We start from the raw sequence: 16,326 nt of genomic DNA, 5'->3' as shown, positions 1-16,326 counted from the left end.
TCGTGCTCCTTCGCCCCCAGTCGCTGTTGCTCACGTTGCTGGGCGATTACCTCTACGGCCGGGAGCTGTGCGTCTTCTCGGGCAGCGTGATCGAGGTGCTCGGCGGGCTCGGCGTGTCGGAGCACGCGACCAGGTCCACGCTCACGCGCATGGTCAACCGAGGGCTGCTCCGCCGCCAGAAGGACGGCAGGCGGATGTACTTCGGCCTGACCCCGGCCGGGAACGGCGTACTGCGCGACGGTCACACCCGCATCTGGCGAACGGGTGCCGTCAACGAGGACTGGGACGGCACGTGGACACTGCTGGGGTTCTCGTTGCCGGAGTCGTGGCAAAGACAGCGCCACGACCTGCGCTCGAAACTCGCGTGGGCGGGTTTCGGCCCGCTACAGGGCGGCCTGTGGATCGCCCCTGGGCATGTGCGCGTGGACGACCTCGTCGCGTCACTTGGCCTCGCCGCGCACGTCCGGGTCTTCCGCGCCACGGTCGACTCGGACGTGGCCCAACTGGTCGCGGACGCCTACGACCTGGCCCCGATCGCGGAGAGCTACCGCGAGTTCCTGGCCCGCTGGTCGCACGCGCAGCCCTACCCGGACGACCCGCTGGCCGCCCACCTTTCGATCGTGACGGAGTGGTTGCGCATCATCCGCAAGGACCCCCGGCTCCCGGTCCGCCACCTCCCGGCGGACTGGCCTGCCATCGCGGCACAGAAGGCCTTCCGCGACATCGAAAGCACCCTGGCCACCCCGGCGGCGGAACTGGCCGCCGGACTGCTGGACACCCGCCCGGCGGCGGAATAAGCCGTGGATCTTGGCGGGCCGGGTGGAGATGGTCCCGCCCGGCCGCCTAGACGGGGTTGCTGGAGAGGACCGACGACGCGTCGATCAGCCAGGTGCCGTTCTGGTTGACCAGCGTGTAGCTGTGGCGCTCACGGACACGGCGGCCGTCCTTGAACGCGTACAGGATCGTGGCCTCGACGGTCGTCGGCCCGGTGGGGGCGACCTCCGAGGCGGACACCGAGTTGACGCCGGTCCAGTAGTTCTCGTAGCTCTGGCGGCCCTGGGCCCGGCTTTCCTGGTACCGCTTGCTGAGGCGGTTCCACGCATCGGCGCGGTTGCCGGGCATCATCGCGTAGTAGGCGCTGATCGCGGCGGCGGGATCAGCGGGCGGCGGCGGAGTGGCCGCCGTCGTGGTTGCCGAGGTGGTGGTTGTCGGCGCGGTCGTGGTGGTCTCGTCCGACGGTGACGGCTCGGTGGTGGGCGCCGCCTCCGACGTGGTCTGCGGCGTGGTCTCCGAGGTGGTGTCCGAGGACCCGGCGGAGGGTGACGTGTCGTCGCGGTTGATGAGGGTGGTCACCAGTGCGGCCGCCACCGCCACGACGACGAGGACGGCCGCGAAGAGGACGGCGCGACCACGTGTGCCGGTGTTCTCGGCGGACGGAGCCGCGGCAGGCAGCGGGCCGGTGGCGGCGGGCGTCGGCGCCGCGACGGGCGCGACCGGTGTGGTGGGCGCGGCGGCCGAGGGTTCCGGGGTTTCGTAGGTGACGCCGGCCAGCGCGTCGCGAGCCTGCGCCATCGTCGGCCGCTGCTCTGGGTCGGGGTTGAGCAGCCACAGGAGCACCTCGGTCAGCGGCCCGGCCTTGGCGGGCGGAGTGATCACGCCGGACGCGATCCGGTACAGCTGCGCCATCGGGTTGGCGTCGTTACCGGAGGGCGGTTCGCCCTCGACGGCGGTGTAGAGCGTGGCGCCGAGCGAGTACACGTCGGACGCGTAGGTGGCCGCGTTCCCCTTGGCGACCTCGGGCGCGAGGTAGGCGGGCGTACCGGCGAAGGTGCTGGTCAGAGTGCCTGCGATGTCCTCGCTGACCCGCGCGATCCCGAAGTCGGTGATCTTGACGGTGCCGTCCTCGCCGACGAGCACGTTCGCGGGCTTGACGTCCCGGTGCACGACCCCGGCCTCATGCGCGGCGGCGAGCCCGGAAGCGGCCTCCGCGCCGATCCGCGCGACCTCATCGGGCGGCAGCGTGCCGAGCCCGGACAGGCTGGTCGACGGCAGGTACTCCATGATCAGGTACGGCTGCCCACCGTCCTGGACCACGTCGAACACGGTGATCAACTGCGGGTGCTGCAACCGGGCCGCGATCCGCCCCTCCCGCATGGTGCGGCGGATCATCTCCTCGCTCTGTGAGGAGGACAGCTCGGCAGGCACCAGCACCTGCTTGACCGCGATCTTGCGGTGCAGCCGTTCGTCATAGGCCTGCCAGACGAGCCCCATGCCGCCACTGCCAAGCCGTTCGGTCAGCCGGTACCGGCCCGCGATGATTTGCTCGTCGTTCATTAACTCCCCGTCTCGCCCCATTCCCCCTATGGACAGCACGAGACCACAGGTCGGAAACGCCTACTGCGTGCGTGGGGCGGGTACGTCCGGGAACCCCTCGGCGGCTCTGAGTCCGAGCATGTCGAGCAACTCGGCACAGTCGCCGGCACCCCGAGCCGCCGACGCGACCGTGATCACGGCGCGTCTGCGTTGGTCCGCGGACAAATCGACAGCGGTGAGCTGATAGTCGATGACGTCTTTCGTAGGCATGCCAACCTGTACCCGCCTACGCCCCACTTCAAACAGTCCCACAACCGACTCCGGCCCGACGCGGCGGGTGCCCCTGCCCGGCCACTTCGGTTGGCGTGGTTGGTGGCTGTAGTGGTTGGGGTCGCTGATGTTCACGTGGCGGCACATGGCGGGTCGCACGCGGTCACCGCCGGGGATCACAGAACGATGACACTCGGAACCGACTATTGGGTGGGGTCGTCCACCGAACATGAACCGTCAAGTGAAGATGACCATCGCCGCCGTGGTTGTGTTGTTGCTGCCGTTCGTGATCTTCATGGGCACTTACCAGGAGCTTGTGATCAACGGCGAAGTTGTGCAGGAGCGGGACACCAACTTCTTCGCGCCGGTCGCGGCGCTGATCGCGTTGGCAATCGCGTGGCAGATCGCGTTCGTGTGGGAGACGGAGCAGGACCGGCAGCCCAAGTGGAAGGCTGTCGCCGGGCTGATCGCGGTCGGCGCTGTCGCGCAGGGGGTATTCGGCCTGATCTGAGTAACTGTCACAGGGTGTAGGTGCGGGCGACTGCTGTCAGGTCGCCGTCGTCTCTTGGGCTTGCCGTGGTCGTGGGTGGGCGCGGGGTGGTGCCGGGGAGGGGTGGGAGGCCCCGGGTTTCGTCTATTGCCGTGAGCGCGACGGTCGGGCCGGTGGTCCTGACGGTTATCGTGACTCCTTCTGGTGGGAGGTCCCGGAAGCGGATCTCCGATGGCCACGTGTCCTCGCGGGTGCCCGTGACGGTCGTCGTGACCTGGGTTGTGCCGTTGGTTTGTGCTGTCGCCTCCGTAATCGGGGTGTTCAGGCGCAGGGTGATCGACGTGGCCCTGCGTGGGGAGCGGACGTGGAACGTGATGCGGTCGCCCTTCTTCGTCACGTCGGTCACCTCTGGGCCGTCGGCTTCGATTGCCGGGGCTGGGCCGGTCCACAGTTCGCCTCGTTGGTAGCCCTTGGGCAGGGCGCCGGTTTCCGTGCTGTCGACGTAGGTCGCCGTCCACTCGCCGGGGGTTTGTTCCGCGCTCACCCACGTGGCCTTGCCGGTGTCGGCGTTCAGCACGTACGCCAGGTGTGTCGGTGCCGGGTTCGCCGCGTCCGGTTGATCGATGGCCAGGTTGGCCGCCACCAGCGCCGCGGCGGCCACCAGCGCCGCGGCCGGGATGGCCGTCGCCGTGCGGGGGCGCGGCTGGGGCTCCGGTAACAACAGCTCCACGGCCGGCAGCAGGAGTAGCCCGAACAGGACCGCGAACACCGCGCCCACCCCGGCCAGCGCCAGGCCGACCGCGCCGAACACCATGTAGCCGAAGTACGGCAGCAGCGCGCTTGCCGCGATCGATCCCACTGCCAGCGCGGCGACCGACCACCGCGGTTTGTTCACCAGCAGCGCCACCCCGGCGCCCAGCGTCGCCAGCAACGCTGGTGCCGTGAACAGGAACGCCGCGCCCGGTGCGTACGCGGCGCACACCACGCCGAGCAGCGCGTGCCACGTCAGGCCGCCGATCGTCAGCGCCACCGGACCGAGTCGGCGGCGCAGCAGCAGGTACCACGCCAGCAGCGCCGCCGTCGCCGCCACCATGACCGCCACGTTGAACAGCGCGGGCCGGTGCAGTAGCCCGCCTGCCGTGTCGTAGGACGGTCGCACCCACGTCAGCACCAGCCACACCAGTTGCCCGAGTCCGAACGCCACCACCAGCGGCACCACGGCCGACCCCGCGGCGAGCGCGACCCTGCCGACGGTCGTCAGCTCGCGGCGGCGGGCCAGCCACGTCAGCAGGGCCACGAGTAACAGCGCGAGCACCGCCAGCGGCCACACCAGCCCGTTGGGGTAGCTCACCTTCAGGCCCACGAGGTCGAAGTACGAGTTGTCGTGGCCGGTCGTCATGGTGCGCAGGTCGGTGCCGCCAAGAGCACGGGCCAGCGCCAGCATGTTCTCGCCGTGGTGTTGCACGCTGCCCCGGTCGAGGTTGGCGAGCGAGTCGCCCGCCGTGTGGTACCTGGCCGCGCCCTCGATGTAGGCGAAGTTGAGGCCGCTGAACCCGGCGTCCGCGAACACCGTGAAGTCGGTGTTGTTCGGCAGCGCCCGGTACACCTCGACCATCGATGAGTCGCCCCGAGGGTGCGGGGCCGTGTCGTTGAACAGGTCCACCAGCCGCGCGTTGTTCCGCGACGTCTCGAACATCAGCGACGGGCCACTGACCCCGCGTGCCTCGAAGTTCAGTACGACGCCGCCCCGGCTGCCCAGCGGGTGCTCCCGCACGAACGCCTCGGCACCGAGCAGACCGTCCTCCTCGCCGTCGGTGATCAGCAGCACGACGTCGTTGCGCATCCGGTCGCCGGTGCGCAGGGCCCGCACCGTTTCGAGCATGGCGGCCACCGCCGCGCCGTCGTCGGCGGCGCCGGGGCCCATCGCCGACGAGTCGTGGTGCGCGGCCAGCACGACCGTGCCGGACGGGTCGGTGCCCGGCATCGTGGCGACGATGTTGTCGACCCGGCCGAACGCGGCCATCCCGTCGGCGGAGCGGACGCCGACCGCGTGCTGCACCTCCACCGACAGGCCCGCCGCGCGCAGCTCGCCTGCCAGGTAGCGCTCGGTTCGCGCGTTGGCGGAGCTGCCAAGCGGACGCGGCTCGCGTGCGAACTCCGCCAGGTGCCGCTCCGCGCGCTCGGCACTGAATGCCGACGGCGACACCGACGCCGGGGCGGGCGACGCCGTCCGCTGGGAGAGCGCGGTGCCGGTGATCACCCCCGCCACCACCAGGAGGATCACCAACCCGGCCACGGCGCGGCGGGGGGTGTCGAGGAGGTTCGCGTTCACGGAGGCGACATTATGCGGCGCCGGTGGTGCGCGTAATGATGTTGGCCGCAAGGATTTGCTGTGGTGATCCTCAGTGGTGAGGGTGTGGAGGACCACAACCGGGAGGGATCACTCCTCGGCGGGGACCAGGCGCAGCGAGATCGAGTTGATGCAGTAGCGCTGGTCGGTGGGGGTGTCGTAGCCCTCGCCCTCGAAGAGGTGGCCGAGGTGGGAGTGGCAGTTCGCGCACAGAACCTCGACGCGGGTCATGCCGAGCGACCGGTCCTCGCGCTCGATGATCGCCTCACCCGCCAGCGGCCCGAAGAACGAGGGCCACCCACAGTGCGACTCGAACTTCGTGTCGCTGCGGAACAGCTCCGCTCCGCAGGCACGGCATTCGTACACGCCGGTCGTCTTCGTGTCGGTGTACTCGCCGACCCACGGTCGTTCGGTGCCCGCCTCGCGCAGCACCGCGTACTCCTCCGGCGTCAGCTGCTGACGCCACTCCTGCTCGGACTTCACCACAGGCGGCTGCTGCTCGGTCTCCATGTCGTCCAAAATACGCGTCAGTGGGTGAACGTGTTGAACACGAACACCAGGGCGTCCCATGCGGTGATGGTCACGCCGAGCAGGATGAGCAGCACGAGGATGGCGGCCATGAGCTTGTAGTGGCCGCCAAGCCGGTTGGCCGAGTCGGCGAAGTCACCGACGTCGGACAGGTAGCCCTCGACGGTGTAGCCGGACCGCACCTGCTGCTGGCGTTCCAGATGCTGGGCGAACGCCTTCGTCTCCGGGTCCTCCGGGTCGAGTCCGATCAGCTCGTCGTCGATCCGGCGCGACCCGTTCTCCGGTTCCTCGGGGTAAGCGGTGGCCGCCATGTTTCCACCGTAACCTCTCTACCTCGCCTTGTCGCCGAGGTCGCGTTCCTCGCCCGTCGCGTCCGGTTTGACGTGCACGAACGAGGTGAATCCCCACTCTTCCAAGCGGGTGAGCTGGGCGCCGAACTTGCCGGACCGGCGCACCGGCGACACCGCGCGGCCGCCTTCCCGCAGCTCACGGGCGATCGCCAGCACAGCGGGGATCGGGGTGTCCGCCTCGTACAGCACCGCGACCGCCTCGCGCGCAGGCGCGGTGGCCAGCAGGTCCACGATCCGTTCGAAGCCGATGGAGAAGCCGCACGCGGGCACGTCCGTGCCGAGGAACCGGCCGACGAGCCGGTCGTAGCGGCCGCCGCCTGCCACCGAGCCGCCCGACGCGGGGTGCGTGACCTCGAAGATCTGGCCGGTGTAGTACCCCATGCCGCGAACCAGCGTCGGATCGAACTCCCAGGTCAGGTCGGGTAGCGCGGCCAGTCCGTCGACCGTGGTGGTCAGGTCGGTCAGCACGTCGTCGCCGAGGCCGGGCAGCACCGAGGTCAGCCGGTCGGTCAGCTTGGCCGCGTTCAGGCCCTGCAGGCCCGTGATGGTCTCCTGGAGCCGGTCGACGGTCGCCTCGTCGATGCCGAGGCGGTCGGCCAGTTCGGTGCGGACACCGCTCCAGCCGATCTTGTCGAGCTTGTCCAGCGTGATGAACAGGCGGTCCCAGCCCTCGGCGGGTACCCCGGACTGTTCGGCCAGCGCGGACAGGAACCGCCGGTCGGAGACCCGCACGGTCGTACCGGCCAGCCCCGCCGCGGCCAGCGCCGCCGACGTCGCCTCGATCAGCTCCACCTCGGCCAGCACGCTCGGCTCGCCGAGCACGTCGATGTCGCACTGGTAGAACTGCCGGTAGCGGCCCTTCGCGGGCCGCTCCGCCCGCCACACCGGCCCGAACTGGAACGAGCGGAACGGCTGCGGGAGCGTCGCGCGGTTGGCGCCGTAGAACCGGGTCAGCGGCACGGTCAGGTCGAAGCGCAGGCCGAGGTCGACGAGGTCGGACAGCGGTGTCCCGGCGGCGACCGACTGGTCGAGGCCTCGGCGCAGCACCTGGTAGATCAGCTTCTGGTTCTCGCCGCCCTGGCCGCCCTGGAGACGCTCGATGTTCTCCAGGGCCGGGGTCTCGATGCGCTGGTAGCCGTAGCGGCTGTAGACCTCCGTGATCCGCGCCAGGACATGGTCACGCACGGCGACGGTCGAGGGCAGCAGATCGCGGGTTCCCCTCGCGGGGGTCAGGTCCATCTTCACCGTCATTACGCTACTTGACCAGGCGAAGGGCTTTTCGCACGACGTAGGCTGGCGCGATGGCCGAGGCGATGGAGTTCGAGGTGGACGGGCACGCCGTGCGCGTGTCGAGTCCGGACAAGCCCTACTTCGCCGAGCTGGGGATCACGAAGTCCGACGTGGTGAGGTACTTCCTGTCGGTGGGCGACGGTATCCTCGGCGCGCTGCGTGACCGGCCCACCACGCTGGAGCGCTGGCCGGGCGGGGTGTTCGATGGCGCGAAGCTGTCCACCCGCGCCGACAACCGGGGCGACGCGTTCTACCAGAAGCGGGTGCCCAAGGGCGCGCCGCCGTTCGTGGAGACGGCGCGGATCACGTTCCCCAGCGGCAGGCCCGCCGACGAGGTGTGCCCGACGACGCTCGCGGTGGTCGTGTGGGCGGTCAACCTCGGCACGCTGACGTTCCACCCGTGGCCGGTGCGGCAGCCCGAGGTCGACCACCCCGACCAGCTGCGGATCGACCTCGACCCGCAGCCGGGCACGGACTTCCGCGACGCCGCGCGGGTCGCGGGGGTGCTGCGCGAACTGCTGGCGTCGCTCGGGATGGAGGGGTTCCCGAAGACGTCCGGCGGCCGAGGGCTGCACGTGTACGTGCCGATCGAGCCGAGGTGGACCTTCGTCGAGGCGCGGCGCGCGGTGATCGCCCTTGGCCGGGAGCTGGCGCGTCGCATGCCCGACGACGTGACGATGAGCTGGTGGAAGGAGGAGCGCGGCGAGCGGATCTTCATCGACTTCAACCAGATGGCGAGGGACCGGACCATCGCGTGCGCCTACTCGGTCCGGCCGACGCCGAAGGCGCAGGTGTCGGCGCCGGTGACGTGGGAGGAACTGCCCGACGTCATGCCCGAGGACTTCACGGTGCTCACGATGCCGGATCGGTTCGCGCGGGTGGGCGACCTGCACGCCGGGGTGGCGGCCAAGGCGTTCTCACTGGAGCCGCTGATGGAGCTGGTGGCCCGCGACGAGGCCGATGGCGATGGCGACCTGCCGTACCCGCCGGAGTACCCGAAGATGGCGGGCGAGCCCAAGCGGGTGCAGCCCAGCCGCGCAAGAAAGTAGCCCCGGGCAGGTCTCTAGCCGACCTTCTGCCATGGCTGGCAGCCCGCGGTTTCCACCAGCTCGTTGAGGTTGACCGTGAGGGTGCCCGGGCCGATGATCACGCCGTTCTCGATGATGCCGCCCCCACTGTCGGACCTCGTCCAGTAGCAGCCGCCCTCGTTCGTGCCGCTCGGGCCGGTGGTCTGGTAGATGCCCGGCTGCACATCCCTGCCCACGGTGTGGAGGCCGTCCAGCAGCGCCGTCGCCGGGACCTCCGGGGGAGGCGCGACGGTGACGGTGACCCGTTCCGGGACCTTCCGGTCCTGGGACGCGGTGACGGTGACCGTGCCGGGTGGGGTGTCCTCGGCCTCGTTTGTGCTGGCCGCGGTGCCGACGATCGCGGCAACAACGGTCACGGCGATGCCCGCGACGGTGAGCACCAGCCACGGCCACACCGGCCAGCGGCGGTCCGGCGTCGTCATGACGGTGGCTCCTCACCTGGTGCTGCTGCTTTGGCGTCGCCATCTTTGTCGAAACCGTTACGACACCGCGACATCCAATGCGGTGAACATGTGCTTGAACCCATGAGTTCTCCCAGCGCGCACAGCTCCTGGTTGCTTTCGGCCCGATCGCAAGGAAACATCGAGGTGACGGAAGCCGGAGGGAGGTCATCGTGACGAAGTCGTACGTCGTGCGCTACGTGGGTGGGCCGCTCGACGGGCGAGTCGACACGCTCCCCGAGCTGCCAGAACAACCACGGGATACCGTCACCCACGTGCACCTGCACGAGGGTCCGAAGATTGTGCACCATTACGATCTCTGCTATGCGGTCGAGTACGGCTGCGAATACCGGGTACGCGAAGAAATTGAAGACGGCGACTAACGCCGCAAGGACAGTTCCGCCAGTACCGGGCGGTGGTCGGAGGCGAGGGTTTCCGGGACGGTCGCGGATCGCACCGCCACCTTCTCCGACACGGTCACGAAGTCGATCAGCTTCGTAGGCGCCTCCGCTGGGTACGTGTAGTCGTCCGGCGCCGCGTCGGTCAGAACTGTCCACAGTGGAGCGAGTTCGGGTGCCTCGTGCGATGCGTTGAAGTCGCCGAGCAGCAACCGAGGGCCGCGGTCGCGGGACATGATCCGCAGCGTGTCCGCCACCTGCATCTCGCGTACGGCCGGGTCGGCGCGGTAGTCCAGGTGTGTCGAGTAGACGTGGACCGGGATGCCGCGGACCAGCACGACCGCTTCCGCGAAGCCCGGCGCGGGTGCGGGCACGGGGTTGGGGTCCTGCGTGGACAGTCGGGTGATCTCGTGGTTCTCGGTGTGCAGCACGGGGAAGCGGCTCAGTATGGCCACGCCGTACTGGCGGCGGGGCGCGCCGGGGGTCAGCGGGTCCAGGTCGTAGATCGGGGCGAAGAACACCCGCATCGCCAGCATGCCCGCCAGCTCACGCGCCTGATCGCGGAAGTCGCTGCGCACGTCCCAGTGCACGTCGACCTCCTGCAGCGCGACGATGTCCGCGCCCGTCCCCCGGATCGCGGCGGCCGTGCGGGCCAGGTCGAGCGCGCCGTCCGTGCCGATGCCGGTGTGGATGTTGAAGCTCAGCACCCGGAGCGCGACCGGCCGGGAGGCCTGGGACGCCGCTGCCGGTGTCGCGAGCAGGAAGGACAGCATGACCAGCAGCAGCACCCCGACGCGTCGCATGGGGACACTCTAACGGGTGATCACGGTGGACAGACGGTTCCGTTTCGAGGAATCGCGCCGTCGGTGAGGAAACCGATCGCCGCGGTCGTGGCGCACGGGGAGAAGCCCAGCGCGCCGTGACCCGCGCCTTGCCAGGAGACGAAAACGCCGGAGTCGAGCTGCTGGGCGGCGCGCTGGGTGCCGTCCAGCGGGGTGACGGCATCGCTCGCGGTGCCGATCACCAGGATCGGTGGCGCGCCCCGGCCGGTCGGCGTCGGCACCGGGTGGTCGGGCACGGTCCACGGGCCGCAGAACGCGAGGCGCTGCGCGGCGACCGGGCCGAACAGGGGAAACCGCTTCTGCCAGTCCGTCCCCGCGGTCTTCACTTGTTCAGGTGACAGGCGGGTCTTCATGTCGTTGCACTGGGTGACCAGCGCACCGTCGAGGGACGCCGCCTGGACCTCGCTGCCCAGCACGGTCGGGGTCAGGATGGTGAGCAGGCCGGTGCCGTCGCCGCCGTTGGCCGCCGCCAGCGCGGTGGCCAACGCGGGCCAGTTCCCGCGGTCGGACAGGCCGATCATGACCGCGTGCATTGCCGCGCCCGCGGTGATGTCCAGACCACCGTTACCCGGGAGGGGACTCGTGCGCAGCTTGCCCATCAGTTCCAGGAACGTGCGCTCGGGGTCGCCGCCCAGCTCGCACTGGCGCTGCGCGCAGTCGGTGACGAACCCGTCCCATGCCGCTTCGCCGCCCTTCGCAACGCCCTCGAGGGCCAGCTGTGCGTCCGCGGTCGGATCGGGGAGGCCGTCGAGGACGAGCCTGCCCACCCGATCGGGGAACCGGTCGGCGAACATGCTCACCACGCGTGAGCCCTCGCCGTGGCCGATCGCGTTCAGCCGGGAGACGCCGAGCATGGTACGCAGCGAGTCCAGGTCGGCGGCGGTGCGCCAGGTGTCGATGGCGGGGAGCTGGCGTTCCAGCGTGATCGAGCACTGCTGACCCGCGGTCTGCGCGGCCTCGAACCAGGCGCCGACGTCCAGCGCGGCCGGGTCCGGCTCGATCAGGTCGCGACGGACCCGCTGGGGCAGGCAGTTCGCGGCGGCGGAGTTACCGGTCCCGCGCCGGTCCATGCCGATGAGCTGGAACTTCTCGAAGAACGCCTGCGGGAGCGCGGTGGCGAGCCGGGCGGCGTAGATCGTGCCGGGGATGCCGTCGACGTCGTTGACGACCGCGATCGGGATGGGGCCCTCACCCGCCTTGAGCAGCTGGATGTGAGTCGTGTCGCGGCCCGGGGCGTAGGGGGAGTCGAGAACGCCCTTCACCTGACCGCAGTTGATTTTCAGCCAGCCGGGGAGTTGCTGTGCTGACAGAGCGTCACGGATCTCGCCGGAGCAGGTGCGCCACTCGACGTCGTTGTCGGGTTCCTCGAGCGGCGGGACCTCACTGGGCGGGACCGACGGGGTCGTGGACGCGTCCGAGCCACTGTTGGTGACGATCTCCGGGCGGATCGAAGGGCCCGCCGTGCAGGCGGTCAGCGTCGCCGCGGCGACCAGCATGGCCACGCCTACTCGCCAGGCCGTCACCTTGTCTTGTCCTCCCCATTGCGTGGTCCGTTGCAGGGTTGCACGGGGGAGGTGAGAACCGGGTGAACGGTGGCTGGTGTGTGGTTGGTCAGGCGAGTACGTCTGCCAGGTCGAACCTGACCGGTTCTTCCAGCTGTTCGTACGTGCAGGTTTTCGGGTCCCGGTCCGGGCGCCAGCGGGAGAACTGCGCGGTGTGGCGGAAGCGGACGCCTTCCATGTGGTCGTACCGCACCTCCACCACGCGTTCCGGCCGGAGCGGCACGAACGACAGGTCCTTGCCCGCCTGCCAGCGGCTGCCCTCCGCGTTGCGCGGGGTGCGGGTGCCCTCCTCCTGCTTCGCCCACGCCCACGGGTGGTTGTCGAAGTCCGTGACCAGTTCCTGCATCTGTTCGAACAGCTCTTCCCTCCGCGCCAGCGGGAACGCGCCGATCACGCCAACGCTCGCCAGTACACCGTCGTCGTTGTAGAGACCCAGCAGCAGCGAGCCGATGCGGTTCGGGGCGGTCTTGTGGACGCGGTAGCCGGCGACCACACAGTCAGCCGTGCGTTCGTGTTTGATCTTGAACATCACGCGCTTGTCCGGTTCGTACGGGCCGTCAAGGGGCTTGGCTATCACGCCGTCCAGGCCCGCGCCCTCGAACTGTTCGAACCACTCCTGCGCCACCGCCGGGTCCGTGGTCGTCCTCGTCAGGTGGATCGGGGCCCGCGCCGGCGCCAGTGCCTCCGCCAGGGCCGCTCGACGTTCGCCGAAGGGACGCTCCGTGTAGTCCGTGTCGCCCAGTGCCAGCAGGTCGAAGGCGATGAACTTGGCCGGGGTCGTCTCCGACAGCATCTTCACGCGGCTTGCCGCCGGGTGGATGCGCTGGGCCAGCACCTCGAACTCAAGGCGGTCGCCCGTCGGACCCACCACGATGATCTCTCCGTCGATCACGCAGCGGGTGGGGAGGTTGGCCTTCACCGCCTCGACCAGTTCGGGAAAGTACCTGGTCATCGGGCGCTCGTTGCGGCTGCCGATCTCCACGTCATCACCGTCGCGGAAGATGATGGACCTGAAGCCGTCCCACTTGGGCTCGTAGCTCATCTCGCCCGTCGGGATCTTCTTGACCGGTTTGGCCAGCATCGGCTTGACCGGCGGCATGATCGGGAGCTGCATGGGCGTCATTCTCGCCCGGATGCCGCCGTCTTGCGATAGCGCAGCATCAGAAAACCCTCGTCAGACAGCACGGACTCGAGTGAGAGGGACATCGGCTCGGCCGAGGGGAGGCCATCGGCCACGCGGACCGCGCCCGCGCCCGTGAGCAGCGGGGCGACGGTGAGGCACAGCTGGTCCACCAGCCCGGCCGCGATCAGGTCCGCGAACAGGGTCGGGCCGCCTTCACAGCACACCTTCAGCAGGCCCCGGTCCGCCAGCGACGCCAGCGCTGTCGCCGGGTCGACGCGGTCCTCGCCCGCCACCACCACGTCGGCGCCCACGTCCGCCACCGCCTTGCGCCACTCGGCGGGCGCGGCCGCCGACGTCAGGATGATCGGCGGGACGGTCGTGTCCGTGAGCAGTGGGGACGTCGGGTCGACCGAGCCGCGGCCGGTGACCACCGCGATCGGCGGGATGTCCGACAGGCCCAGCCGTTCGCGGCGGGACGCACGCAGTTCCGTGTGCCTGACGCCCCGGTAGCCCTCCGTCAGCGCGGTGCCCGCACCCACCAGGACCACGTCGGCCAGGTCGCGGCCCAGTGCGAACACCTTCTTGTCCGCGGGGCTGGACAGGCCGCGGGAACGTCCGGACATCGTCGCCGCGCCGTCCGCGCTCGAGACGAAGTTGACCTGCACATAGGGCCGGGTCAGCTCGGTGGGGTACGCGTAGAGATCCTCGAGTGCGCGGTCGTCGACAGCGGGGCCGGGGCTGAGCAGGTACATGACCCCAATCCCAGCACGGGTCAGCGGTGCTTGCCGTGCCGGTGCTGGTTCACCAGGGCCCACACGGAAACGGCCTGGTTGTCCTCGTCGCCAGAGCGTGATCTCCGCGTCAGCGGGTCGGCGCGACCGGCGCCTGCCTCGAGTTCCTGTCGGATCTGGTCGTAGATCGGGGTGTCGGACAAGTGCATCCCTCCCGTTCGCAGCCAAACCCTCGCAGGCTACGGAGGGTACCGCCTCGGATCCGTAGCGGCGGCAAGGGGGTTGCTTATGAAAATCAGTCGCCTGAAACGCCCCGATACCGGACGATCTGCGCTATGGGCGCGGGATTTCTGGAGGCCAACGGGCTTGGCCATCGACTCGACGACGGTCGGCAACTGTTCACCGACGCGTCGTTCCGGGTCAGCACCGGGCAGGTCGTCGCGCTCGTCGGCGCGAACGGGGCGGGCAAGACGACGTTGCTGCGGCTGCTGTCCGGTGACCTGCCGCCCAAGCAGGGTGGGGTGACCATCCAGGGTGGGCTGGGGGTAATGCCACAGTTCATTGGTTCGGTGCGTGACGAGCGGACCGTGCGGGACCTGCTGCTGGCCGTGGCGCCGCCCGCGTTGCTGGCCGCCGCGACGGCACTGGACGAGGCCGAGTTGGCCATGATGGACACCGACGACGAGCCGACTCAGTTGCGTTATGCGACTGCACTGACCGGGTGGGGCGAGGCGGGTGGCTACGACGCCGAGGTCCTGTGGGACACGGCGACGGTCGCCGCGCTCGGCGTGCCCTACGACCGCGCGCAGTTCCGGTCCGTGTCCACGCTGTCCGGTGGTGAGCAGAAACGGCTGGTCCTGGAGGCGTTGCTGCTGGGCCGGGAACAGGTGCTGCTGCTCGACGAGCCGGACAACTACCTCGACGTGCCCGGCAAGCGGTGGCTGGAGGAGCGGCTCGCCGCGTGCGGCAAGGCCGTGCTGCTCGTGAGCCACGACCGGGAGCTGCTCGCGAGCGTCGCCACCCACATCGTCACCCTCGAGGGTGGCACGACCTGGGTGCACGGCGGCGGGTTCGCCACCTGGCACGCGGCCCGCGAGGCCCGCTGGGACCGCATGGCCGAGCTGCGCAGGCGCTGGGACGAGGAGCACCAGAAGCTCAAGGACCTGGTCCGCAACCTGCAGCAGGCCGCCATGATCAGCGACAGCCTGGCGGCCAAGTACAAGGCCGCGCAGACCCGCCTCCGCAAGTTCGAGGAGGCAGGGACGCCGCCGCTGCCACCGAAACAGGAACGGGTGCAGCCCCGCCTGCGTGGCGGCCGGACCGGGCTGCGGGCCATCCAGTGCCACGGCCTGGAGCTGACCGGGCTGATGAAGCCGTTCGACCTCGAGGTGTTCTTCGGCGACCGGATCGCCGTGCTCGGGTCCAACGGGTCCGGCAAGAGCCACTTCCTGCGGCTGCTCGCTGGGGACACGGTCAGGCACGAGGGTGCGTGGAAGCTCGGCGCGCGGGTGGTGCCCGGGTTGTTCGCGCAGACCCACCAGCATCCCGAGTGGGTGGGGCGGACGCTGCTCGACGTGCTGTGGCGTGGCGAGGGCGACCGCGAGGGGCTCGACGAGGGCGCGGCGTCGTCGAAACTGTCCCGGTACGGTCTGGCCGGCGCGCGGTCGCAGCGGTTCGAGACGCTCTCGGGTGGGCAGCAGGCCCGGTTCCAGATCCTGCTGCTCGAACTGTCGGGCGCGACGCTGCTGTTGCTGGACGAGCCGACGGACAACCTGGACCTGACGTCGGCGGAGGCGTTGCAGGACGCCCTGGAGGCGTTCGAGGGGACGGTGTTGTCGGTGACGCACGACCGCTGGTTCGCCAAGTCGTTCGACCGGTTCCTGGTGTTCCGGTCGGACGGTCAGGTGGCCGAGACGGACGGGCCGGTGTGGGACGAGGTCCGCGTCAGGAGGGCCCGGTGAGCGTCGCGGTCGTGACGGGCGGCGCCAGTGCGCCGCTGGGCTGACGCCGTGGTGGGACCGGCGGTGGTGGTGATCACCGGGATCATGGCGGCAGGCAAGTCGACGGTCGCGCAGCTGCTCGCCGAGCGGCTGGACCGGGCCGCGCACGTCCGGGGTGACCTGTTCCGGCGCATGATCGTGTCCGGCCGGGCCGACATGACGCCCGGCGCCGACGACGAAGCGGTCGCCCAGCTGCGGTTGCGGCACCGGCTGACCGCGTCCGTCGCGGACGGGTACGCCGACGCCGGGTTCACCGCGGTCGTGCAGGACGTCCTGCTCGGCGAGCACGTCGACGAGCTGCTCGACGCGGTGCGGACCCGGCCGAGGTACCTCGTGGTGCTGGCGCCCGAGCCCGCCGCGGTGGCCGAGCGCGAGGCGAAGCGGGCCAAGACCGGGTACGGCGCGTGGACGGTCGAGGACCTCGACCGGGGGTTGCGCGCGATGCCAAGGCGCGGACTGTGGCTCGACAGCACGCATCTGACGCCCGAGGCCACAGTGGACGCTCTGCTCGCCGGGCTGGCCGAGGCGGCGGTGTAAAGGGGTGGTCCCGC

General features: G+C 70.1%; 18 protein-coding genes. 6 read left to right on the top strand and 12 right to left on the bottom strand.

The window, feature by feature from the left end:
- Window positions 1-2 precede the first annotated feature (2 nt).
- A complete protein-coding gene (locus WBA97_RS35500) occupies window positions 3-797 on the top strand; it encodes a PaaX family transcriptional regulator C-terminal domain-containing protein (RefSeq protein WP_424235388.1) in 795 nt (264 codons plus the stop codon).
- A gap of 46 nt (window positions 798-843) precedes the next feature.
- Here WBA97_RS35500 and WBA97_RS35495 read toward each other — a convergent pair whose 3' ends face one another.
- Window positions 844-2,334 carry a serine/threonine-protein kinase gene (locus tag WBA97_RS35495; RefSeq protein WP_424235387.1) on the bottom strand — a complete coding sequence of 497 codons (1,491 nt, stop codon included), beginning with the start codon at window positions 2,332-2,334 and terminating at the stop codon, window positions 844-846.
- A gap of 60 nt (window positions 2,335-2,394) precedes the next feature.
- On the bottom strand, window positions 2,395-2,583 hold the full coding sequence (locus tag WBA97_RS35490) for a hypothetical protein (protein WP_424235386.1): 189 nt from the start codon (window positions 2,581-2,583) through the stop codon (window positions 2,395-2,397).
- A 241-nt stretch (window positions 2,584-2,824) separates the two neighbouring features.
- On the opposite strand from WBA97_RS35490, the gene WBA97_RS35485 reads away from it, so the two are divergent.
- Window positions 2,825-3,094 (top strand): hypothetical protein, encoded by a 270-nt coding sequence (locus tag WBA97_RS35485; protein ID WP_424235385.1) that lies wholly within the window; start codon window positions 2,825-2,827, stop codon window positions 3,092-3,094.
- A gap of 7 nt (window positions 3,095-3,101) precedes the next feature.
- On the opposite strand, the gene WBA97_RS35480 is transcribed toward WBA97_RS35485, so the two are convergent.
- From WBA97_RS35480 to hisS, 4 genes are all read right to left on the bottom strand, one after another.
- Window positions 3,102-5,405, bottom strand: coding sequence for a M20/M25/M40 family metallo-hydrolase (locus WBA97_RS35480; RefSeq protein WP_424235384.1), 2,304 nt, complete (start codon window positions 5,403-5,405; stop codon window positions 3,102-3,104).
- 108 nt (window positions 5,406-5,513) lie between these two features.
- The gene (gene msrB / locus WBA97_RS35475; RefSeq protein WP_424235383.1) at window positions 5,514-5,933 is read right to left on the bottom strand and encodes a peptide-methionine (R)-S-oxide reductase MsrB; all 420 of its coding nucleotides are present in this window, start codon (window positions 5,931-5,933) and stop codon (window positions 5,514-5,516) included.
- A gap of 17 nt (window positions 5,934-5,950) precedes the next feature.
- Window positions 5,951-6,262 carry a hypothetical protein gene (locus tag WBA97_RS35470; protein ID WP_424235382.1) on the bottom strand — a complete coding sequence of 104 codons (312 nt, stop codon included), beginning with the start codon at window positions 6,260-6,262 and terminating at the stop codon, window positions 5,951-5,953.
- Window positions 6,263-6,280: 18 nt separating this feature from the next.
- Window positions 6,281-7,540: a histidine--tRNA ligase gene (gene hisS, locus WBA97_RS35465; RefSeq protein ID WP_424235413.1), complete on the bottom strand. Its 1,260-nt coding sequence runs from the start codon at window positions 7,538-7,540 to the stop codon at window positions 6,281-6,283.
- A gap of 62 nt (window positions 7,541-7,602) precedes the next feature.
- Here hisS and ligD point away from each other — a divergent pair, with 62 nt between their 5' ends.
- A complete protein-coding gene (ligD, locus tag WBA97_RS35460) occupies window positions 7,603-8,640 on the top strand; it encodes a non-homologous end-joining DNA ligase (RefSeq protein ID WP_424235381.1) in 1,038 nt (345 codons plus the stop codon).
- A 14-nt stretch (window positions 8,641-8,654) separates the two neighbouring features.
- On the opposite strand, the gene WBA97_RS35455 is transcribed toward ligD, so the two are convergent.
- The gene (locus tag WBA97_RS35455) at window positions 8,655-9,101 is read right to left on the bottom strand and encodes a hypothetical protein (protein ID WP_424235380.1); all 447 of its coding nucleotides are present in this window, start codon (window positions 9,099-9,101) and stop codon (window positions 8,655-8,657) included.
- A 191-nt stretch (window positions 9,102-9,292) separates the two neighbouring features.
- Between WBA97_RS35455 and WBA97_RS35450 the strand changes: the two genes are divergently transcribed.
- On the top strand, window positions 9,293-9,502 hold the full coding sequence (locus WBA97_RS35450) for a hypothetical protein (protein ID WP_424235379.1): 210 nt from the start codon (window positions 9,293-9,295) through the stop codon (window positions 9,500-9,502).
- Here the strand turns inward: WBA97_RS35450 and WBA97_RS35445 are convergent.
- From WBA97_RS35445 to WBA97_RS35425, 5 genes are all read right to left on the bottom strand, one after another.
- Window positions 9,499-10,320 (bottom strand): endonuclease/exonuclease/phosphatase family protein, encoded by an 822-nt coding sequence (locus WBA97_RS35445; RefSeq protein ID WP_424235378.1) that lies wholly within the window; start codon window positions 10,318-10,320, stop codon window positions 9,499-9,501. The genes WBA97_RS35450 and WBA97_RS35445 overlap by 4 nt on opposite strands.
- 20 nt (window positions 10,321-10,340) lie before the next feature.
- Window positions 10,341-11,882, bottom strand: coding sequence for an alpha/beta hydrolase (locus WBA97_RS35440; RefSeq protein WP_424235377.1), 1,542 nt, complete (start codon window positions 11,880-11,882; stop codon window positions 10,341-10,343).
- An 88-nt stretch (window positions 11,883-11,970) separates the two neighbouring features.
- Entirely contained in the window at window positions 11,971-13,035 is a 1,065-nt protein-coding gene (locus tag WBA97_RS35435) for an ATP-dependent DNA ligase (protein WP_424235376.1), read from the bottom strand.
- A gap of 5 nt (window positions 13,036-13,040) precedes the next feature.
- Complete coding sequence (locus tag WBA97_RS35430) at window positions 13,041-13,796, bottom strand: pyrimidine reductase family protein (RefSeq protein ID WP_424235375.1); 756 nt, start codon at window positions 13,794-13,796, stop codon at window positions 13,041-13,043.
- Window positions 13,797-13,816: 20 nt separating this feature from the next.
- The gene (locus WBA97_RS35425; protein WP_424235374.1) at window positions 13,817-13,984 is read right to left on the bottom strand and encodes a hypothetical protein; all 168 of its coding nucleotides are present in this window, start codon (window positions 13,982-13,984) and stop codon (window positions 13,817-13,819) included.
- Between the two features lie 126 nt (window positions 13,985-14,110).
- Between WBA97_RS35425 and WBA97_RS35420 the strand changes: the two genes are divergently transcribed.
- The gene (locus tag WBA97_RS35420) at window positions 14,111-15,736 is read left to right on the top strand and encodes an ABC-F family ATP-binding cassette domain-containing protein (RefSeq protein WP_424235373.1); all 1,626 of its coding nucleotides are present in this window, start codon (window positions 14,111-14,113) and stop codon (window positions 15,734-15,736) included.
- Between the two features lie 48 nt (window positions 15,737-15,784).
- Window positions 15,785-16,312 (top strand): AAA family ATPase, encoded by a 528-nt coding sequence (locus WBA97_RS35415; RefSeq protein WP_424235372.1) that lies wholly within the window; start codon window positions 15,785-15,787, stop codon window positions 16,310-16,312.
- The last annotated feature ends 14 nt before the right edge of the window (window positions 16,313-16,326 follow it).

Source organism: Actinophytocola sp., assembly GCF_049647105.1.
Taxonomy (GTDB): domain Bacteria; phylum Actinomycetota; class Actinomycetes; order Mycobacteriales; family Pseudonocardiaceae; genus Actinophytocola.
The sequence above is the reverse complement of the archived record's forward strand: the minus strand, read 5'-3'. Positions and strand labels throughout refer to the sequence as shown.

Bases quoted from the DNA above. Each gene is read 5' to 3' on its own strand.
- WBA97_RS35455 (WP_424235380.1), bottom strand. From the start codon at position 9,101: ATGACGACGCCGGACCGCCGCTGGCCGGTGTGGCCGTGGCTGGTGCTC.
- WBA97_RS35425 (WP_424235374.1), bottom strand. From the start codon at position 13,984: ATGCACTTGTCCGACACCCCGATCTACGACCAGATCCGACAGGAACTC.
- hisS (WP_424235413.1), bottom strand. From the start codon at position 7,540: ATGGACCTGACCCCCGCGAGGGGAACCCGCGATCTGCTGCCCTCGACC.
- WBA97_RS35490 (WP_424235386.1), bottom strand. From the start codon at position 2,583: ATGCCTACGAAAGACGTCATCGACTATCAGCTCACCGCTGTCGATTTG.
- WBA97_RS35435 (WP_424235376.1), bottom strand. From the start codon at position 13,035: ATGCAGCTCCCGATCATGCCGCCGGTCAAGCCGATGCTGGCCAAACCG.
- WBA97_RS35445 (WP_424235378.1), bottom strand. From the start codon at position 10,320: ATGCGACGCGTCGGGGTGCTGCTGCTGGTCATGCTGTCCTTCCTGCTC.
- WBA97_RS35420 (WP_424235373.1), top strand. From the start codon at position 14,111: ATGGGCGCGGGATTTCTGGAGGCCAACGGGCTTGGCCATCGACTCGAC.
- WBA97_RS35495 (WP_424235387.1), bottom strand. From the start codon at position 2,334: ATGAACGACGAGCAAATCATCGCGGGCCGGTACCGGCTGACCGAACGG.
- msrB (WP_424235383.1), bottom strand. From the start codon at position 5,933: ATGGAGACCGAGCAGCAGCCGCCTGTGGTGAAGTCCGAGCAGGAGTGG.
- WBA97_RS35470 (WP_424235382.1), bottom strand. From the start codon at position 6,262: ATGGCGGCCACCGCTTACCCCGAGGAACCGGAGAACGGGTCGCGCCGG.
- ligD (WP_424235381.1), top strand. From the start codon at position 7,603: ATGGCCGAGGCGATGGAGTTCGAGGTGGACGGGCACGCCGTGCGCGTG.
- WBA97_RS35430 (WP_424235375.1), bottom strand. From the start codon at position 13,796: ATGTACCTGCTCAGCCCCGGCCCCGCTGTCGACGACCGCGCACTCGAG.